At 37.0% G+C, this 19,037-nt stretch carries 16 protein-coding genes and 1 pseudogene; all 17 read left to right on the plus strand.

Translation table 11 applies throughout. The annotated features are described in order from the left end of the window. Position 1: 1 nt before the first annotated feature. The 17 genes and pseudogenes from FYC62_RS16385 to FYC62_RS16465 all read left to right on the plus strand — a co-directional run bounded on the left by FYC62_RS16385 (position 2) and on the right by FYC62_RS16465 (position 18,711). Positions 2 to 2,155 (plus strand): glycoside hydrolase family 31 protein, encoded by a 2,154-nt coding sequence (locus FYC62_RS16385; RefSeq protein WP_149075714.1) that lies wholly within the window; start codon positions 2 to 4, stop codon positions 2,153 to 2,155. A gap of 24 nt (positions 2,156 to 2,179) precedes the next feature. Further along, positions 2,180 to 3,367 carry a glycoside hydrolase family 88 protein gene (locus FYC62_RS16390; protein ID WP_149075715.1) on the plus strand — a complete coding sequence of 396 codons (1,188 nt, stop codon included), beginning with the start codon at positions 2,180 to 2,182 and terminating at the stop codon, positions 3,365 to 3,367. 365 nt (positions 3,368 to 3,732) lie between these two features. Then, positions 3,733 to 5,274, plus strand: a complete 1,542-nt coding sequence (locus tag FYC62_RS16395) for a glycoside hydrolase family 28 protein (RefSeq protein WP_149075716.1) — start codon at positions 3,733 to 3,735, stop codon at positions 5,272 to 5,274. An 11-nt stretch (positions 5,275 to 5,285) separates the two neighbouring features. Continuing rightward, positions 5,286 to 6,287, plus strand: a complete 1,002-nt coding sequence (locus FYC62_RS16400; protein WP_149075717.1) for a glycoside hydrolase family protein — start codon at positions 5,286 to 5,288, stop codon at positions 6,285 to 6,287. 31 nt (positions 6,288 to 6,318) lie between these two features. Continuing rightward, positions 6,319 to 7,947 carry an alpha-L-fucosidase gene (locus FYC62_RS16405; protein ID WP_168199465.1) on the plus strand — a complete coding sequence of 543 codons (1,629 nt, stop codon included), beginning with the start codon at positions 6,319 to 6,321 and terminating at the stop codon, positions 7,945 to 7,947. A gap of 4 nt (positions 7,948 to 7,951) precedes the next feature. Further along, complete coding sequence (locus FYC62_RS16410) at positions 7,952 to 9,508, plus strand: alpha-L-fucosidase (protein ID WP_149075718.1); 1,557 nt, start codon at positions 7,952 to 7,954, stop codon at positions 9,506 to 9,508. A 4-nt stretch (positions 9,509 to 9,512) separates the two neighbouring features. Beyond that, the gene (locus FYC62_RS16415) at positions 9,513 to 9,854 is read left to right on the plus strand and encodes an L-rhamnose mutarotase (protein ID WP_039448019.1); all 342 of its coding nucleotides are present in this window, start codon (positions 9,513 to 9,515) and stop codon (positions 9,852 to 9,854) included. 11 nt (positions 9,855 to 9,865) lie between these two features. Then, positions 9,866 to 10,609 carry an SDR family NAD(P)-dependent oxidoreductase gene (locus tag FYC62_RS16420; protein WP_149075719.1) on the plus strand — a complete coding sequence of 248 codons (744 nt, stop codon included), beginning with the start codon at positions 9,866 to 9,868 and terminating at the stop codon, positions 10,607 to 10,609. Between the two features lie 103 nt (positions 10,610 to 10,712). After that, a pseudogene (locus FYC62_RS18215) lies at positions 10,713 to 12,694 on the plus strand (glycoside hydrolase family 95 protein); the annotation flags it as partial. Between the two features lie 60 nt (positions 12,695 to 12,754). Then, positions 12,755 to 13,051 (plus strand): glycoside hydrolase family 95-like protein, encoded by a 297-nt coding sequence (locus FYC62_RS18220; protein WP_394348907.1) that lies wholly within the window; start codon positions 12,755 to 12,757, stop codon positions 13,049 to 13,051. Positions 13,052 to 13,060: 9 nt separating this feature from the next. Continuing rightward, positions 13,061 to 13,279, plus strand: coding sequence for a hypothetical protein (locus FYC62_RS16435; RefSeq protein WP_149075722.1), 219 nt, complete (start codon positions 13,061 to 13,063; stop codon positions 13,277 to 13,279). Continuing rightward, positions 13,246 to 14,355, plus strand: a complete 1,110-nt coding sequence (locus FYC62_RS16440) for an MFS transporter (protein ID WP_149075723.1) — start codon at positions 13,246 to 13,248, stop codon at positions 14,353 to 14,355. The genes FYC62_RS16435 and FYC62_RS16440 overlap by 34 nt, the downstream gene beginning before the upstream one ends. Positions 14,356 to 14,362: 7 nt before the next feature. Further along, positions 14,363 to 14,785: an RbsD/FucU family protein gene (locus FYC62_RS16445; RefSeq protein WP_039448028.1), complete on the plus strand. Its 423-nt coding sequence runs from the start codon at positions 14,363 to 14,365 to the stop codon at positions 14,783 to 14,785. Positions 14,786 to 14,794: 9 nt separating this feature from the next. Beyond that, entirely contained in the window at positions 14,795 to 15,418 is a 624-nt protein-coding gene (locus FYC62_RS16450; RefSeq protein ID WP_149075724.1) for a bifunctional 4-hydroxy-2-oxoglutarate aldolase/2-dehydro-3-deoxy-phosphogluconate aldolase, read from the plus strand. A 14-nt stretch (positions 15,419 to 15,432) separates the two neighbouring features. Further along, a complete protein-coding gene (gene dgoD / locus FYC62_RS16455; protein WP_149075725.1) occupies positions 15,433 to 16,581 on the plus strand; it encodes a galactonate dehydratase in 1,149 nt (382 codons plus the stop codon). A gap of 130 nt (positions 16,582 to 16,711) precedes the next feature. After that, positions 16,712 to 17,674, plus strand: coding sequence for a 2-dehydro-3-deoxygalactonokinase (locus FYC62_RS16460; RefSeq protein ID WP_149075726.1), 963 nt, complete (start codon positions 16,712 to 16,714; stop codon positions 17,672 to 17,674). A gap of 35 nt (positions 17,675 to 17,709) precedes the next feature. Further along, positions 17,710 to 18,711 (plus strand): FAD:protein FMN transferase, encoded by a 1,002-nt coding sequence (locus FYC62_RS16465; RefSeq protein ID WP_149075727.1) that lies wholly within the window; start codon positions 17,710 to 17,712, stop codon positions 18,709 to 18,711. Positions 18,712 to 19,037: the final 326 nt, after the last annotated feature.

Consider the following 19,037-nt stretch of genomic DNA (forward strand, 5'->3'; position numbering starts at 1 on the left):
CATGAAAAAAATAGGGTTATTAGCTATTTACCTTTGTTTAAGTATTCTTCAAGCATTTTCTCAAGCTATACAATGGACAGAAGTTCATCCTGGTGTGTGGAAAGGTGTAGCCGGAAAGCCAGAAAATTTTGATTTATTAAAGGCATCAGGCGCAAAGCCAAATGCAACAGCTTTAGATAAGGTAGGGAGTGCTAGTTTTCCACTTCAACAAGCTGATATTAAGTTTGAATTACAAGACGGAAAAACTTTTTTAAGTTTCCCTCTCGAGTTAGAAGAACAGCTTTATGGTTTTGGCTTAAACTTTCAAACCGTACATCAAAGAGCTAAGGTTTTAGAATTGCATGTAGACCACTATGGGGGTAAAGATAACGGACGTACCCATGCACCAGTACCTTTTTACATGTCGTCCAAAGGTTATGGTGTTTTCATCAACTCGGCCAGATATATTAAAGTATGGGCAGGCACAAGTTTAAGAAAAGATAGTCCTATTTTCCCGGCAGAGCCGGTAGATAGAACGGCAGGTAAAAACTGGCAATCAAGAAATACTTCTGATGCTATTGAGATTTTAGTACCAGCCGAAGGAGTAGAATTTTATGTTTTTGCAGGTCCAAAACCGTTGCAAGTGATGCAACGCTACAACTTATTTAATGGTGGAGGTTATTTACCACCAAGATGGGGTTTAGGCTTTACACAACGTGTTAAAACAAAATTTACCGACGCTGAAGTAAAAGAAGAAGTTCAAGCCTTTCAGGATAAAGGTTATCCATTAGATTTTGTTGGTTTAGAGCCAGGTTGGCAAAGTTGGGCATATCCAGGAAGTTTTACTTGGGATAAAGGCAGATATCCAAATCCGCAGGCTTTTGTAAAAGAAATGCTCGATAAAGGCATCAGGTTAAACCTATGGATAAATCCTTATGTATCGCCAAAAGCTAGTTTCTATAAAGAAATAAGACCACTAACAGGTTCACACACGGTTTGGCGTGGTGCAGTTCCTGATTTTAATTTGCCAGAAGCCAGAAAAATATTCTTCAATCAGCTTAAGCAAGACCAAATAGACATCGGCGTAAGCGGATACAAAATAGATGAGGTTGATGGTTACGATTATCATTTATGGCCAGATATAGCAAAGTTTCCTTCCGGAGTTTCTGCCGAGCAAATGAGACAAACTTATGGTTTAATGGTACAACGCTATACTTCAGACTTGTTTAAAGAGCGCAACCAAAGAACTTTTGGTTTGGTAAGAGCATCAAACGGAGGTGGTACTTCTTTTCCATATGTGATTTATAACGATTATTACAACCACGAAGATTTTATCACCGCTTTAATTAATAGCGGTTTCTCGGGCGTATTGTGGACACCAGAAGTTAGAGCATCAAAAACTGGCGAAGAGTGGTTAAGAAGATTTCAATCTAATGTATTTTCTCCAATGGCTATGATTAACGCTTGGTCATCTGGTACAAAACCCTGGACTTACCCAGACGTTGCCGAAAAAGTAAAAGAGTTTTCTTTATTAAGGATGAAAATGATGCCTTATTGGTATACTACCTTTGCTAAGTATCATTTTGAAGGAATTCCGCCATTTAGAGCCATGAATTTAGAAGAAGGTTTCCAGCAAGAAGTGAAAAAGGAAGTTGCTGCGGCAAATATTAATCTGGAAGAAAACCCTTATGCAGAAGCTACCTCTAAAGAAATTAAAGACCAATACATGGCAGGCGATTATTTATTGGTAGCGCCAATGTTTACAGGCCAAATATCAAGAAAAGTAGTGTTACCAAAAGGCAGATGGTATGATTTCTATACCGGAGATTTTGTTGGCGATGGCAAAGTAATTACCGTAACACCGGGTTTAGATAAAATTCCGGTTTTTGTAAAAGATGGCGGTATCATACCTATGATGCCCGCCAAATTACATGCTCCAAAATTGAATGAGAAGGTTGATTTAGAAATTAGATTTTATGGTGAAAAGCCAGCTTCTTTTATGCTTTACGATGATGATGGAGAAACTTTTAATTATGAAAAAGGTGCTTTCAGCTGGAGAGAAATCAAGGTAGAGAAACTAAAAAACGGAATATTTAAAGGTTCTATATCCGCCCCAGAAAAAGGAAAACCTAATACCATTGGTAAAGTGAAGATAACAGTTATGACAAAGAAATAATAAAAGCCCAAAATTGAATAAAAAATGAAATATTTTAAATTGATTCTTACGTTAACCTTATTAAGTAACATTGCTTTTGCACAAAAAGTAAATATTAAAAAGGCCTTTAAACATGCCGAGAAACAAACGGCTGTGATGCTTACAGAAGTTGAAAAAGCTAAAGCTAAAACCACGAATAAAAAGTTGGTTTCGCCACGCACCATAGAAAAAGGCGAGTTAAAATTGGTAGCTTCTAGAGATTGGACTAGCGGTTTTTTCCCTGGTGTACTTTGGTTTTTACACGAGAATAATAAGAAAAACAATACCTGGTTTACAGAAGCTAAAAAGTTTACTGCCGATATAGAAGAAGAGAAAACCAACGGGACAACTCATGATATGGGTTTTAAAGTTTATTGCAGCTTTGGTACAGGTTACAGGTTAACCAATGACCCACATTATAAAGATGTAATTATACAGTCTGCTAAAACTTTAATGACCAGGTTTAACCCTAAAACCGGAGTTATTTTATCTTGGGACCATAGTAGGGATAAATGGGTAAATCCAGTAATTATTGATAATATGATGAATCTAGAATTGCTTTTTGCAGCTACAAGATTAACTGGCGATTCTTCTTTTTATAAAGTTGCGGTTACCCATGCCAATACCACTATGAAAAATCATTTTAGATCAGATTACAGTTCGTACCACGTAATAGATTATGACCCAAATACAGGTGCGGTGCTAAAGAAAAATACTCACCAAGGGTACTTTCACGAATCGGCCTGGTCTAGAGGACAAGCTTGGGCGCTATATGGTTATACTTTATGTTACAGAGAAACTAAAAACCCTGCTTATTTAGCACAGGCAGAAAACATTGCTAAGTTTTACCTTAACCATAAAAACTTACCAGAAGATTTAGTGCCTTATTGCGATTTTGATTCTAAAAAAATACCTAACGAAGCTCGTGATGCATCAGCAGCTGCTATTGTAGCATCAAGCTTGTACGAGTTAAGTGCTTACACGCCCGATAAGAAGTCGTATTATCAACAAAAAGCAGATAAAATGCTACACAGTTTAAGTACAAAATACATCGCTCCGGTAGGCGAAGCTAAAGGTTTTATCTTGTTACACAGTACAGGCTCTGCACCTTCTAATAGCGAGGTTGATGTGCCATTAAACTACGCAGATTACTATTATTTAGAAGCTTTATTAAGAAAAAGACAGCTAAAATAAGTTCATCATCTACCTATGAAAAACATTATTTGAGCAAAAAAAAAATCTGCCAAAATAACTTACTTATTAGCTAATTGCTCCTATCATTTTAAGCTAAAATTACTGTTTATTTGATTTAATCAATTTTAAATCTTGCTTTAGTGCAGCATGCAATTTAGCATATCAACAGCCTAAAGATTTTTGATTATAGTTTATTAAAAAATACGCTTTAAGTTCTTGAAACAGGCTTAAATGCTGATTTAAAATACAGAAAGAAGTTGCTTCCCGTAAAGGTGTTAAGTTCCGGGGTATTTATCATTCTTGGTTTAGTAACTTCTTTTTTTATGGTTTAATACCTACAAACAGTAAAAAATTATAACAAGCTCATGATGTTAAAAAGGTTCTTTAAAATAGTTTTTCTTCTAGTTCTTACCCATCAAATTTCATTTGCTCAAGAAAGCATCAATGTTTTACAACACGGTGTACTAGCAGACGGCAAAACGGTAAATACAAAAGCCATTCAAAAATTAATTGATGAGGGCAGCAAAAAAGGTGGTGCTATTATACATTTTCCAGCAGGCCAATATGTGGCGGGTACTATTTTAATTAAAGATAATGTTACGCTTTCGCTGGATGAAAAAGCCGAACTTTTAGGAAGCACAAACATTGCAGATTACCAAATGGTAGATGCTTTTAGAACCGGTAACGGTGCATTAATGGGCTACTGCTTTATAGGCGCAGTGGATGCTAAAAATGTAGGTATCATTGGTGGGGGAACTATAAACGGCAGAGGGAAAGATGTTTTAGCATCAGGCGGAAGAGGTAGAAGACCTTTTCTGGTGAGATTTGTAAGAAGCACAGGTATTGTGGTTAAGGATGTAAAATTGATCAATTCTACCGCTTGGACTACCCACTTTTTTGCTTGTAAAGGCATAGATATTTCGGGTGTTACCATTAAAAGTCGTGGCTTAGGTAATAATGATGGTTTTGATATAGATTGCTCGCAAGACGTAAAAATATTCAATTGTGATATTGATACTGGTGATGATGGGCTATGTTTTAAAACCACTTGGAGCCAAATGGCTTGTAAAAACATTGAAGTAAAGGGTTTAAGAATTACCAGTAACCACGGCGCTATCAAGTTTGGCACCGAGTCTATGGCGCCCTTTGAGAATATCAAAATATCTGATGTTTATATCTATGATACCAGAAACGGTGGTATTAAAATCAATAGTGTAGATGGCGCACAAATACGTAACGTAGAAATTTCTAACATCACCATGAATAATGTGCGTACACCAATGCTCATTAGATTAGGTTCTCGTCTAAGCGTTTTCAGAAAAGATAGCGATACGCAACAAAAAACCGGAGTAATAGAAAACGTTACCATCAAAAATATAAATGCAAAGGCAGCAAATCTTGCGCAAATAGATCCACCAAGTGGTATTTTGATTACAGGCGTACCGGGTCACGACATCAAAAATTTAACCTTAGAAAATATAGACATCAGAATAGCTGGTGGTGGCAATGCTAAACATGCTAGGCAAGTGGTGCCAGAGGTAGAAACAGCCTATCCAGAAATCAGCACTTTTAAACCTACTATTCCGGCTTATGGTATTTGGGCCAGACATGTATCGGGTTTAACCCTAAAAAATATAAGTTTTACAGTTGATAGTACCGATTTAAGACCAGCTTTTATTATTGAAGATGGTAAAAACGTAACCATTTCTAACAGTCGAGTTCCAACTTTTGAAGGTGCAGAAGCAGTTATCAGGTTAGAAAATGTTCAAGCTGCAAATATCACTCAGGTAAGCACTACTGGTAAGGCAAAAGCATTGGTAAGGGTAGAAGGTAAAAGTACCGATGTTAAAGCTTCAAAAAACAAGTTTGGCGAGATAGTTAAAGAAATAGAAATTATTAAACCTTAATCAAACATGACATGAAGTTTTCTTTAAAGGTATTTATCATTTCATTGCTTTTAGTTACAAGCCAAGTAACCATAGCGCAAGAACCAGCTTTTGAGAGTATTAAGAATTTTATAAAGCCAGCAAAAAAAGAAGGTGGCTTAAAGCTAAGTCAGTATTTTTTATGGTGCCCATCGGTGATTAAAGTTGGGAATACTTACCACCTATTTGCTTCGGCATGGCCTGCAGAAGGTGGTATGGCAAGCTGGACAGCCAAGTCTTTATGCATCAGGGCAACCTCAAAAAACCTTTTAGGGCCTTATGAATTTGCTGAAGTTGTTTTAGAAAAAAGAGAAGGTAAATGGGATAATGATAGGGTTCATAATCCTAAAATAGTTAAGGTAGGGAATAAATACGTATTGTATTATATATCATCAGCTAATGAAACAGGTTATGCAGAGGCTGATGCCATTACTGGTCCGTGGACGAGGTCTGAAAAGATGATGAGTTTTAGCAATCCGGCGCCATTGGTAAGGCCTGATGGTAGCGTATATGTATTTGGCAGATTATCTGTTAAAATTGGAGATAAGCAAGTGCGTACAGCTAGAGCAGCAGAGGCCGCAAGCTATAAAGGGCCTTATCAAAACTTAGCTCCTGAAAAGGAAAATCTTTTCCCTAACAATTACGAATTAGAAGACCCAACCATTTGGTGGGCAAATAACCAATACCATGTCATCTGTACAGATTTTGCAGGTGTGGCTACGGGTAGAAATAAAGTTGGTGTTCAGTATTATTCTAAAGATGGTATCAACTATCAGTTATTAACCAAAGAACCTATCAATACCAACGAGATTACTTATGATGATGGTAGTAAAGAAAAATTTAAAAGAGTAGAAAGACCTTTTGCTTACGTAGAAAACGGTATAGTAAAAGCTTACTTTTTAGGTTGCATGACACCTGATGATAAAGGCGTAATTGTAGCCCATCCGGTTGATGATTATGTACCGGGTAAATCATCATCTAAAAAGAAAGAATAGTTCTATTAAGACTTGTCAAAAGGAAAATTTAATGAAACGACGTAATTTTTTAAGAAACAGTTTAGGCTTAACCGCTGGCGCATTATTATCAACTAAAATGGCCAAAGGTTTAAGCTTTTTAGCGCAAGAAGAACAGCCTTTTTATGCTTCATTAAGTGGTAAGTTTTCAAGATATTCTCACCGTTTACCAAAAACCGATCAAAACTATAAAAGGTCAAAAAATTATATAGAAGACGATCCTATTCCAGAATATTCTTGGGCATCTGATGAAGCTTATGAAGCATTTCAGGATATGAAATATGGAGTTAGAATACACTGGGGTTTATATTCTATCTTAGAAATGGGTGGCGAGTCGTGGCCGTTTTTAGGAAACCGAGAGCCTGCTTTTGATTTCCAGAAAAGACAAGAATATCAAGAACTCTACAAAACATGGAACCCTAAAGGTTTTGATGCTAACGAGTGGATGGAGTTTTTTAAAGAAAGCGGTATGAAAATGTTTGCTTTTACCACCAAGCATCACGAAGGTTTTTCTATGTATGATACTAAAACCAGAGTTAAACGTCGTCCTAATTGGACTGCTCCAGGTGGGCCTAAAATAGAAGAGTGTGATACCACTTACAGCATCATGGATACACCTTTTAAAAGGGATGTTGTAAAAGAACTTTGTGATGCCGCCCGTGAACATGATATCAAAATAGATTTATACTATTCACATTCTGATTGGTACGATGCAGATTTTAGACCTTATGGTTATCATCCTCTACAAATCCCAGCTAGCGAAGAGTGGTGCAAAGCCAAGGCAGATGACGAAGAATTTACTGAATTTGAAAGATCTAAGCAAAGGCAAAAAGCATTTTTAACCATTGTACCTAACCCTACTCCGGAAGAAGAAGCCGCTATGATTGCCAGACACCGGGCTCAATTAACAGAGCTGCTTTCCAATTATGGTAAAGTAGACATGGTTTGTTTGGATATTTGGCTTGGTCCAAGAGTGTGGCCACAACTCAGAAAAACCCTTTTAGAGCTCAGAAAAATACAACCTAATGTGATGTTTAGAGCCCGCGGAATAGGTAATTATGGGGATTATTACACGCCAGAAGGTTTTGTGCCAGGCAATAAAGAAAATTCAGATTCGCCATGGTTTGTTATTTATCCTTTAGCAGGTTCTTTCTCCTATGATCCATCATCAAAGAAATATAAGGGTGCCAAATGGGTGGTGAAAAATCTTATAGATTCTGCTTCTAAAGGTGGAAACTTTATGGTAGGTATTGGGCCAGATGGAAATGGGAAATTCTCGCCAACAGCTATCAAACAACTAAAAGAAGTAGGCGCTTGGTTAAAGAAAAACGGCGAAGGAATTTATGCTACCAGAGCCAGAGAAGGCGAGCAGTGGAAAGAAGGAGACAACATCCGGTTTACCCGTTCTAAAGACCAAAAAACCATTTATGTACATTGTTTAGATTGGCCGGGAGATCAATTAGTTTTAAAAACCGTACAACCTAAGGCGGGGTCAAAAATTACTTGTTTAGGTAACCAAAAAACGGTTAACTGGGATTATAATAATTCAACCAAAGAATTAACCATTTATACATCAGCAAAAGTAAAAGCCGGCATTCCTAAAAAAGAACAAATAGCTTACAGTTTTGCTGTACAGGTTTAAATCAATGATGATGAGAAATAGCTTTATAAAAATATTTACCATAGCATGTATGCTTCCTTTTGCGCTTCATGGGCAAAACAGAAGTAACGAGGAAAATGCGAAGCATTATTTGCCAAAATCAGATAAGCAGTACACCTATACCAGCGGTTACATAGAAGAAAACCCAGTTGCAGAATATACTTGGGCATCAGAAAAAGCTTACGAAGCTTTTAACGATATGAAATTTGGTGTTCGTATACACTGGGGTTTATATTCTGTTATTAAACAAGAGAAAGAATCTTGGCCATTGCTAAAACTTCCTAACGAGCAAAAGCAAGCTTATTTTGATATGTATAAAACTTGGAACCCAACAGGTTTTAATGCAGATAGTTGGATGGAATTATTTAAAGAAAGCGGCATGAAAATGTTTGCTTTCACCACCAAGCATCACGAAGGTTTTTCTTTGTTTGATACCAAGACCAGGGTAAAAAAGAGGGTAAATTATACTGCCCCCGGTGGCCCAGTTATAGAAGATTGCGATGTTGCTTATAGCATTATGGAAGGTCCCTTTAAACGAGATATTGTTAAAGAACTAACAGATGCTGCCAGAAAAAGAGATATTAAAATAGATTTATACTACTCTAACCCAGATTGGTATGATGCTGATTTTCGTCCTTATGTTTGGCATCCTTTGCAAACACCTTCTTCTGCAACTTTAGCGGTAAGAGGTAAAGATTATAAGCCAGAAGGTGCTATAGAATCTCATTACGGTAAAAATGGGCCTATCATGGCACCAGACCCTACACCAAAAGAAGTTGAGAGAGCCATGTTGCGCCACCGCGAGCAATTGAAAGAGCTATTAACCAATTACGGTAAAATAGATATGATTTGCTTGGATATGTGGTTTGGTCCGGCGGTATGGCATTACCTCAGAGAAACCATGATAGAACTACGTAAAATACAACCCGATGTCATGTTTAGAGCCCGTGGTATAGGTAATTATGGAGATTACTATACCCCAGAAGGTTTTGTGCCCGGTGCAAAAGAAAATACACAAGTGCCTTGGTTTGTGATATATCCTTTAGGCCGCACTTTTTCTTATGAAGCTGAGGCCGATAAGCATAAAGGAGCAAAATGGGTAGTACAAAATATAGTAGACTGCGCCGCAAAAGGTGGTAATTTTATGGTTGGGGTTGGCCCCGATGGCGATGGTAAATTTCATCCAACAGCAGAAGAACAATTGAAACAAACCGGTAAATGGCTAAAAACAAACGGAGAAGCTATTTACGGAACCAGAGCCCGCGAAGGCGAGCACTGGAAAGAAGGAGACAGTATCCGTTATACCCGTTCAAAAGATAGTAAAACCTTATATGTACATAGTTTTGAGTGGCCTAATAAAACCCTAAATCTTAAAACGGTACAGCCTGTTAAAGGCTCTAAAATTTTCTTAATTGGTTCAGAGAAGCCATTAAAATGGAAATATTCTTCTAAAAAAGGCTTAGATATTTATGTGCCTGCCGAATTAAAAAATACGATTCCGGCAGATGAACAATTGATTTATTCTTTTAAAATAGCTCAATAACAAAATGACAAGATACTGTTTAGCGCTAGACCTAGTTGATGATGAAAAGCTTATTGCAGAATATGAACATTGGCATAAAGCAGAAAATGGTTGGCCCGAGATTAAAAAAAGCATCTTGGATGCACACATAACTGCCATGGAAATTTACAGAACAGGCAACAGGTTATTTATGATTATGGATACCAGTGATGATTTTAGTTTTGATGAAAAGGCTAAAGCCGATGCTGAAAATCCTAAGGTACAAGAATGGGAAAAATTGATGTGGAAATTTCAACAGCCGCTAGCTTGGGCAAAAGAAGGCGAGAAATGGATACTCATGAACAAAATATTTGAATTAAAAGCTTAATAATATATACAATGGAATTAACAAATAAAGTAGCCCTTATTACGGGTGGTACACAAGGTATTGGAGCAGAAACCGCATTAAAACTTGCTCGTGATGGGGCGCATATCAGTTTAGTAGCCAGAAATACAGATGACCAATCTTTAATTAATGAAATTAAAAGCTTAGGTAGAAACTGCATATTGCTTAAAGGCGATATGAGTAAGCCTGAAGATTGTGAACGTGTGGTAGCAGAAACTATTGCAGCTTTAGGAGATATAGATGTTTTGGTACATTCTGCTGGTGGTGCAGCTCCAGGTGGATTGCTAAATGGGGCTAAAGATGTTTGGTACAGTGCTTTTGATATTCATATACATGCAGTTTTTCATTTATGTATGGCCGCTGTACCTTCTATGAAAAGAAAAGGCTCTGGTGGTATTATACTTATTTCATCAGCAGCGGGTTTAAGAGGTGTTAAAGGCGCTTTAGCTTATGCGGTAGTTAAAGGTGCTTTACCTCAGTTTACAAGAGCTTTAGCTTATGAACTTTCTGAGTTTGATATTAAAGTTAATTGTGTTTCTCCGGGTGTAATTCGTACCCGTTTTCAAGATTTCTTAAAACCAGAGCAAGTAAAAAATAATATAGAAAACCGTATCCCATTAAAAAGAGAAGGCAAACCAGAAGACGTAGCAGATGCAGTTGCCATGTTGCTTAAAAACGATTTTATAACTGGCGAAAACGTAGTTATAGATGGCGGTATGAGCATGCGTATTTGCTAATTTCTAATTAATTTCTGATGAAAAAATCTTCATTTTTATAGGGCTTTTAGGATGTTTCTTTTCTCTTACAGCTCAAAATAATACAAAATTAACCAGTCCTGAAATGAGTTGGTGGTATCATCAGCCAGCAAAAAAATACTGGGAAGGTTTGCCTATAGCAACAGGGAGATTTGCTGTGATGATTGGCGGTAGCATTAACCAAGAAGTTATTCCGTTTAACGATGAAACCTTATGGTCTGGTGGGCCTTATAATCCTAATAATCCGCAAGGGCCACAGGTTTTAGAAGACATCAGAAAGAAAATCCTTGTTGAAAAAGATTATGCGGCAGCCAGTAAATCCTCGCTAAAATTAGGGAGTATTCCCTTAAGGGTACAACATTACCAGCCTATGGGTATTCTTCATTTAGGCTTTAACCACAATGAAGCAAAAGCGCAAAACTATCAGCGTAAGCTAAGTATGGATAGCGCTACGGTAACCATCACTTATCGTTTAAATGGTGTAAACTACAAAAGAGAAATTTTTGCAAGTTATCCAGACCAAGTTGTAATGATGCGTATTACGGCTAGCAAGCCTAAAAGTATCAACCTAAAAGCTTCTCTAAGCAGTTTACAGCAATCGGCTGTAACCCAACTTTCCAATGGCGATATCGTCATGAATGGTACTACCACCGAGCTTACTGAGGAAGAATATGCAAAAAAAGTCTTGCCGGCAGCCATGAAATGGCAATCGCGTTTAAAAGTAAATGCAGAAGGCGGTAAAACCAGTTATGTGAAAAATGCTGGTAAAACGGGTGATGAAATACAGATTTCTAATGCCAATACGGTGGTTATCATGCTTGCAGGAGCTACCAATTGGGTAAATTATAATGATGTAAGCGCTAATGAGAAAGAGAGATGTAATAACTACATCGTTAAAGCAGCAAAATTTAAGTACTCGGAATTGAAAAACCGTCATTTAAAAGATTATATGCCACTTTTTGCGAGTTGTAAAATTGATTTAGGCGGACATGAAAAAGCTAAGATGAATACTACCGATAGGATTCTAGCTTTACGTAAAGGTGCGCATGACCCCTTATATATTTCGCAATATTTCCAATATGGTAGGTACCTGATGTTGGCCGGAGCTAGAGAAAAACCTTAGCTTTTAATAATCATAATATTTGGTTAGACAATATGGAAGGTCGTTGGCAGGGGCGTTGGACATTAAACATCAATATTCAAGAATGTTATTGGCCTGTAGAAAGCACAAACTTAGCGGGTTTAAACGAGTCTTTATTAACCTTTACAGAGATTTTAGCAGAAGCCGGAGCCAGAACAGCCAAAGAATTATATGGTTGTAAAGGCTGGGTTGCACATCATGGCACTGATATTTGGTTCAATACGGCACCAACAGACCCAAATCCAAAAGCATCTGTTTGGCCTATGGCAGCTCCGTGGATTTTACAACAATTATTTGATCATTACTCTTATGAGCCCGATGCTGCTTACCTTAAAAGATTATATCCTTTAATGAAAGGTTCGGCAGAATTTATTCTTGATTTCTTAGTTAAAGATCCAGAAACAGGTTTTTTGGTTACCTGTCCATCAACCTCGCCAGAGAATAATTTCTTTACTACTAAAGGCGAAGAAGCTTCTGTTTCTGCAGGTTCTTCTATGGATAACCAGCTTATTAGAAACCTGTTTAGAAATTGTATTACAGCTATAAAAGTTTTAGGTGAGGATGCTGCTTTTGCTAAAAAATTGGAAGATACTATGAAACAATTGCCACCTCATCAAATTGGGCAATTTGGTCAGTTACAAGAGTGGTTGCATGATTATAAAGAAATGCAAGTAGGGCACAGGCATATTTCACATCTTTTTGCTTCATATCCTGATGATGATATCACCTTAAGGAAAACCCCAGAATTAGCTAAAGCTGTAAAAGTTGTGTTAGATAGAAGAGGAAACATCAATAAAGGATGGTCTGGTGCTTGGAAAATTAACCAACAAGCCCGTTTTGAGCAGCCCGAAGAAGCTTATCAGATTTTAAAATCTATGCTTACCGATATTAGTATCCACCCAAGAGCAGAAGATAGTGATATCACACCTTCTTTTGAAGGAAACCAAGGTATACAAGGTATTATTGCTGGTGTTGCAGAAATGCTAATGCAAAGTCACTCTAACGAATTATACCTATTGCCAGCTGTACCAAAAGATTTAAAAGATGGCAATATCAATGGATTAAGGGCCAGAGGAGGCTATGGTGTTAACATCAGTTGGGCAAATCAACAATTAAAAGAAGCTACAATTACCTCAAAATTTGCGCAAACCTGCAACTTAAGAAGTAAAACACCAGTGAAAATCCTGCTGAATAAACAGGTAATTAAGCTTACAAAAGCAGCCGATAATTTATATACTTTTAACGTAGAAGCAGGTAAGACTTATACCGTTTTACCCAACTAACCTAAACTAATGACAGATACTACTTTTAAGCCATCTAAAATGCGCTGGGTCATGATAGGCTTTGCGTTTTTAGCTACCGTTTTAAATTATATAGACCGTTTGGCTTTTAATTATTTAAGTGCCGAGGGAGCTTTAAGAGAGCTCATTCCTGATGATGCTTTTGGATACATAACCACTGCTTTTTTGTGGCCTACATGGTTTCAAACGGTTTTTCTGGCTTTGCTATAGATAAATTAGGAACCAAATTGGGTTATTCTATTTGTATGGCGTTTTGGACTACCGCTGCTATGTTACATGCTTTAGCAAGATTACCATGGCATTTTGGTTTAGCCCGTTTCTTTTTGGGTATTGGCGAGGCGGGTAACTGGCCATCAGCCATTAAACTAACTAGCGAGTGGTTTCCGCAGAGCGAGCGCTCTACAGCATCGGGTATTTTTAACAGCGGTTCTGCAATAGGAGCTGTAGTTGCCCCGCCATTAATTGCCTTTTTAGGTACTGTTTATGGTTGGAAAGCTACTTTTATTATTGTAGGTTCTTTAGGTTATATATGGCTTATTGCTTTTTGGTTTACTTATTATACCCCAAAACAAGCCTTAGAAGAAACCAAATTAAGAACCATCCCGGCTAAAAAACTCATCAAAAACAAATTTGTATTAGGTTTTACTTTATCTAAAGTATTGATGGATCCTGTATGGTATTTCATAACATTTTGGATAGGACGTTATTTGGTTGATGTTCACGGTTGGGATTTAGCCATGATAGGTTGGTTTGCCATGATACCTTTTATCTCTGCCGATTTTGGAAATATATTAGGAGGCTTATTTACCCAAACTTTAATTAAAAGAGGCATGGCTGTACCTAAAGCCAGAAAATTAGCTGTTACCATTTTTGGGCTGATGACCGCTGGCTCATTAATATTAGGGCCATTAATTATTACCTCTCCGGCAATTGCAATAGCTGTTTTAGCAGTAGCAGGTTTTGGCTACTCTTCTTACACAGCTAATTCTATGGCTTTCCCTGCCGATGTTGTTCCAAAAAATGCTACCGCATCTGTTTGGGGTTTGGCAAGTGTGGGTTCTGGTTTAGGCGGAGCTATTTTTCAATCTATATCTGGTGTAACGGTAAAGAATTTTTCTGACACTTATGGCTATGCTTCGGCATACAATACCGTGTTTATAGGCTATGGCGTTTTAGCGATGTTGGGCTTGTGCGTTGTGCTATTTGTTATAGGGCCTTTGGTAAGAGATGAAGAATTGCATGCTTATGTAAATCAGGATAATCCTCAAGAAAATCAATCAAATTAAATCTGCCATGTTAAAAACACAACTACTACATCCTGAAATATTAATGGAACTAGGTCGTAACGGACATGGTTCAAAAATTTTAATTTCTGATGGTAATTTTCCGGTAAATACCTGTACGCCGCAAACGGCTAAAAAGGTTTATTTAAATCTTACCCCAGGCGTTTTAAATGTTGTTGATGTATTAAAAGTGATTAAAAACTTCATCCCGGTAGAGAAAGCCTACATCATGCAGCCACCAGATGAAACACCACAACCTATCCATCATGAATTTAAACAAATTCTTGACGAGGATACACCATTTGAAGCCCTAAAAAGATATGAGTTTTATGATATTGCCAAAACACCAGATGTTTGCTTAGCCATAGCTACGGCAGAGGTAAGGAGGTTTGCTAATATTATTTTAGAAATAGGCGTTATTAGGCCAGAATAAATCAGCATCATGCAAACATTAAATCATATATATCAACATAAAATTGTAGCCATTATCAGAGGTGTTTCCGCCGATAAGGCTAAGGATGTGGCTTTTGCTTTAGCAGAGGGAGGTGTGAAAATTTTAGAAATTACCTTAAACTCTCCAAAAGCCTTACAAGTTATAGAACAATTGGCAGATAGTATCGGAAAACAAGTTTTAATAGGCGCAGGTACTGTTTTAGATCCAGAATCTGCTAGAGCAGCAATTTACGCTGGGGCGAAGTTTATTTTATCGCCAACGGTAGATATCAATACCATACACATGACCAGAAGGCATGGTGCGGTAAGTATTCCTGGCGCTTATACTCCAACAGAAATTTTAAATGCTTATGCTTGGGGTGGCGATATTGTTAAAGTTTTTCCAGCAAGTGCAGGTGTGGCGTATATCAAGGATGTAAAAGGGCCTTTACCTCAAATTCCTATCATGCCAACCGGAGGTGTTGGTTTAGATAATATCAAAGAGTTTAAGAAAATTGGTGCTGTGGCTTACGGAATAGGGAGTTCTTTGGTTGATGCTAAGCAAACCATCAATGACGATTATTTAAAACAATTGACTTCAAAAGCTAAACAGTTTATAGAGGCTGTTCAATAATATCCATATTTAAAATGAAAATTACAGGTTACGAATTATATCAAGTTCCGCCAAGATGGTTATTTCTTAAAATAGAAACCAGTGAAGGTATTGTAGGCTGGGGCGAGCCCGTTGTTGAAGGTAAAGCAGCCACAGTTAAAGCCGCTGTTCAAGAATTAATGGAAGGCTTAATTGGTAAAGACCCTCAAAATATTGAAGACCATTGGAATATGATGTACCGAGCAGGTTTTTATCGTGGTGGTCCTATTTTAATGAGTGCCATTGCCGGTATAGACCAAGCGCTTTGGGATATTAAAGGTAAATTCTATAATACGCCAATTTATCAATTATTAGGAGGTAAAGCTCGTGATACCATGAAGGTTTACTCGTGGATAGGTGGCGACCGCCCTGCTGAAGTAGGTACAGCAGCCAAAGAAATGATAGATAAAGGCTTTAAGGCAGTAAAAATGAATGCTACCGAAGAGCTTCAAATCATAGATACTTATGATAAAATTGATGCTGCCATTGCTCGTATTGCTGCTGTTAGAGAAGCTGTTGGGCCGGCTGTTGGTATAGGTATAGATTTTCATGGCAGGGTGCACAAACCTATGGCCAAAATTTTAGCTAAAGAGCTAGAGGCTTACAGACCTATGTTTATAGAAGAACCCGTTTTACCAGAAAATAACGAAGCATTAAGAGAAATTGTCAATTTAACTTCTATTCCTATTGCTACTGGTGAGCGTATGTTTTCTAGATGGCAGTTTAAAGATTTATTAATTGGTGGTTATGCAGATATTATTCAGCCAGATTTATCCCACGCAGGTGGTATAACAGAGTGTAAAAAGATATTCTCTATGGCAGAAGCTTTTGATGTTGCTGTAGCGCCACATTGCCCGCTAGGCCCTATTGCTTTAGCAGCCTGTTTACAGGTAGATGCCACCAGTTATAATGCTTTTATTCAGGAGCAAAGTTTGGGTATCCACTACAATCAGGGTAGTGATATTTTAGATTATATCGTAGATAAAAATGTGTTTAAATATGAGGATGGTTATGTTAAAATACCAGACGGACCAGGCCTCGGTATAGAAATAAATGAAGACCACGTAAAAGCTATGGCTAAAGTTGGACACAATTGGAAAAACCCCGTTTGGCGTCATCAGGACGGAAGCATAGCAGAGTGGTAATCATTAAAAGATAAAAAGGAGGAGTCATAAGCGTTCATTGTTTGAAGGGTGTATTCATTGGTTTGGTTTAATTAATCTTCTTTCAAGAAATATGTACATTTTGATTTCCTTCTTTTTTTAATTCTCCTACATGAATAATTTGTTTTTAAGTTGCGATTGGGGTACATCATCTTTCAGACTACGTTTGATAGATGCTTACGGTTTAAAGGTTTTAGCAGAAGTAAGCAATGCCGAAGGTAATGCTAGCTTATTCCAGAAATGGAAAGCGGCAGGGGCTGATACAGATAGAAGAACAGATTTTTATCTTTCCTTTTTAAAGGAAAATATTGATAAAATCAGTTCAGAATTTGGTAAAAGCTTAGATGGGCTACCAATTATTATTTCTGGTATGGCATCTTCTACGGTAGGCATGCAAGAGCTTCCATACAAAGAGCTTCCTTTTTCTTTAAACGGTGCCGATTTAAAGGTTTCTCATTTTCAAGCTAACGCAGATTTTTCTCATCCTTTTACCCTAGTTTCTGGTGTTTGCTCTCAAGATGATGTGATTAGAGGAGAAGAAATACAACTAGTAGGCTGCCAACCCGATAAGAGAATTAAGGAACAAGTTTTTATCATTCCGGGTACACATTCTAAACACGTTTTTACTGTTGATGATAAAGCTGTAGGCTTCTCTACTTACATGACGGGAGAACTTTTCAGCTTATTAAGCAGTCAAAGTATTTTAGCAACAACAGTAGAAAAACAAGGTATTTTAACAGATGATGAAAATACAGCAGCCTTTAAACAAGGTGTTTTAGATAGCTTTAAAGCTAATTTATTGCATGCTATGTTTTGGGTAAGAACCAACCAGTTGTTTAATAAATTTAGTAAAGAGAGCAATTATTACTATTTGAGTGGCTTATTAATTGGTGCCGAGCTGAAAGAATTAACAGGAACAGAAAAGGCTATAACTTTATTGTCTTCCGGTATCTTAAGCGAGAGCTACTTGTTAGCTTTAGAAACCTTAGGTTTAGCAAAGCAAGTATCACAAAAAAGTGTTGATGAAGCTATTATTAATGGCCATTATCAGCTTTACATGCTTCATTACCAATAGAAAATCTTTATTTTCATAGTCTGAAAATAAGATGGATGATATTTAAAGCTCGCTATTACCTTGTTTTATTAGGATTAATTTGTACATCTTTTGCTCCTAGGCAAGAGATAGTCCAAACTTATCAGATTAATGGTTATACACAAGGTACTACCTATGCTGTAAAATATTATGCATCTAAAGCATTAGTTTCTGAAGAGGAAATTGAAGTTGTCTTAGCCCAGCTCAACCAATCTTTATCTGTTTATCAGGATACATCACTGATAAGCCAATTTAATTTAAGCAAAAGAGGTGTTTTGTTAGATAAACATTTGGGCAAAGTGGTAAAAGCGGCTCAGAAAATAGCTAAAGCCTCTGCCGGCGCTTTTGATATTACTGTTTTTCCTTTAGTAGAAGCATGGGGTTTTTTAGGAAAAGAAAAGCAGCTACTGCCAGATAGCTTAGCACTACAAAAAATATTAAAGAATGTAGGCTACCAGCAATTAATCATCAAAAAAGATAGCTTAATAAAAATTAACCCTGCAGTAAAAATTGATGTTAATGGTATAGCACAAGGTTACTCTGTAGATGTTCTTGCAGATTTTTTAGAACGTAAAGGCATCCATCACTATATTGTGGAGATAGGCGGCGAGTTAAGAATAAAAGGCAAAAAGCCTGATGGCTCTTATCCTAAAATTGGAATAGAAGCGCCAAGCTTAGAAGAAAACTCCTTGCAGCAGATTATTATCCCAAAAAAAGGAGCTATCACAACATCTGGCAGCTATCGTAAATTCATAGAAAGTAAAGGTTTAAAGCAAACACATCTGATAGATGCTAAAACAGGTTATCCTATCAAAAGCAAAAATATTAGTGTAACGGTTTATGCTAAAAACGCTATGTTGGCAGATGCCTATGATAATGTTTTGATGGGGATGGAAATAGAAGAAGCTTTCCGCTTTTTAAAAAAACATCCAAACTTAGAAGCCTTTTTTATTTACCAAGAAAATGGGATTTTAAAAGATACTGCAACAATTGGCTTTTCTAAATTAATAGCGCCATGAATTTATTGCAGAATAAAAGTAAAAATGTAGGTGCTAGGGATGTGGAGATGCTGTGAATCAATATCTATTCCGCAGAATGGAAGGATTTTATCATGTTTTCTTTTGATGAATCCGGAATATTAGTCTCAGAAATTAAAAATTTTAATGAGAACATAAATTTCAGTAGGTATAAAAAATTTCAATTTTACACTACTGCTAGCACTATGAAAATCATCCTTTTTTATAAACCTAAAATTAAAGTTATCACATCTTAAAATTGCATTTTTTCCCTTTTCACAGGGGGTTCAAACTACTAAGAATAGGTGTCTTTATAAGTCAAGGTACTT

It is taken from the genome of Pedobacter aquae, from assembly GCF_008195825.1.
GTDB classification, from domain to species: Bacteria; Bacteroidota; Bacteroidia; order Sphingobacteriales; family Sphingobacteriaceae; genus Pseudopedobacter; species Pseudopedobacter aquae.

Bases quoted from the DNA above. Each gene is read 5' to 3' on its own strand.
- FYC62_RS16385 (WP_149075714.1), top strand. From the start codon at position 2: ATGAAAAAAATAGGGTTATTAGCTATTTACCTTTGTTTAAGTATTCTT.
- FYC62_RS16390 (WP_149075715.1), top strand. From the start codon at position 2,180: ATGAAATATTTTAAATTGATTCTTACGTTAACCTTATTAAGTAACATT.
- FYC62_RS16395 (WP_149075716.1), top strand. From the start codon at position 3,733: ATGATGTTAAAAAGGTTCTTTAAAATAGTTTTTCTTCTAGTTCTTACC.
- FYC62_RS16400 (WP_149075717.1), top strand. From the start codon at position 5,286: ATGAAGTTTTCTTTAAAGGTATTTATCATTTCATTGCTTTTAGTTACA.
- FYC62_RS16405 (WP_168199465.1), top strand. From the start codon at position 6,319: ATGAAACGACGTAATTTTTTAAGAAACAGTTTAGGCTTAACCGCTGGC.
- FYC62_RS16410 (WP_149075718.1), top strand. From the start codon at position 7,952: ATGATGATGAGAAATAGCTTTATAAAAATATTTACCATAGCATGTATG.
- FYC62_RS16415 (WP_039448019.1), top strand. From the start codon at position 9,513: ATGACAAGATACTGTTTAGCGCTAGACCTAGTTGATGATGAAAAGCTT.
- FYC62_RS16420 (WP_149075719.1), top strand. From the start codon at position 9,866: ATGGAATTAACAAATAAAGTAGCCCTTATTACGGGTGGTACACAAGGT.
- FYC62_RS18220 (WP_394348907.1), top strand. From the start codon at position 12,755: ATGCAAAGTCACTCTAACGAATTATACCTATTGCCAGCTGTACCAAAA.
- FYC62_RS16435 (WP_149075722.1), top strand. From the start codon at position 13,061: ATGACAGATACTACTTTTAAGCCATCTAAAATGCGCTGGGTCATGATA.
- FYC62_RS16440 (WP_149075723.1), top strand. From the start codon at position 13,246: ATGGTTTCAAACGGTTTTTCTGGCTTTGCTATAGATAAATTAGGAACC.
- FYC62_RS16445 (WP_039448028.1), top strand. From the start codon at position 14,363: ATGTTAAAAACACAACTACTACATCCTGAAATATTAATGGAACTAGGT.
- FYC62_RS16450 (WP_149075724.1), top strand. From the start codon at position 14,795: ATGCAAACATTAAATCATATATATCAACATAAAATTGTAGCCATTATC.
- dgoD (WP_149075725.1), top strand. From the start codon at position 15,433: ATGAAAATTACAGGTTACGAATTATATCAAGTTCCGCCAAGATGGTTA.
- FYC62_RS16460 (WP_149075726.1), top strand. From the start codon at position 16,712: ATGAATAATTTGTTTTTAAGTTGCGATTGGGGTACATCATCTTTCAGA.
- FYC62_RS16465 (WP_149075727.1), top strand. From the start codon at position 17,710: ATGATATTTAAAGCTCGCTATTACCTTGTTTTATTAGGATTAATTTGT.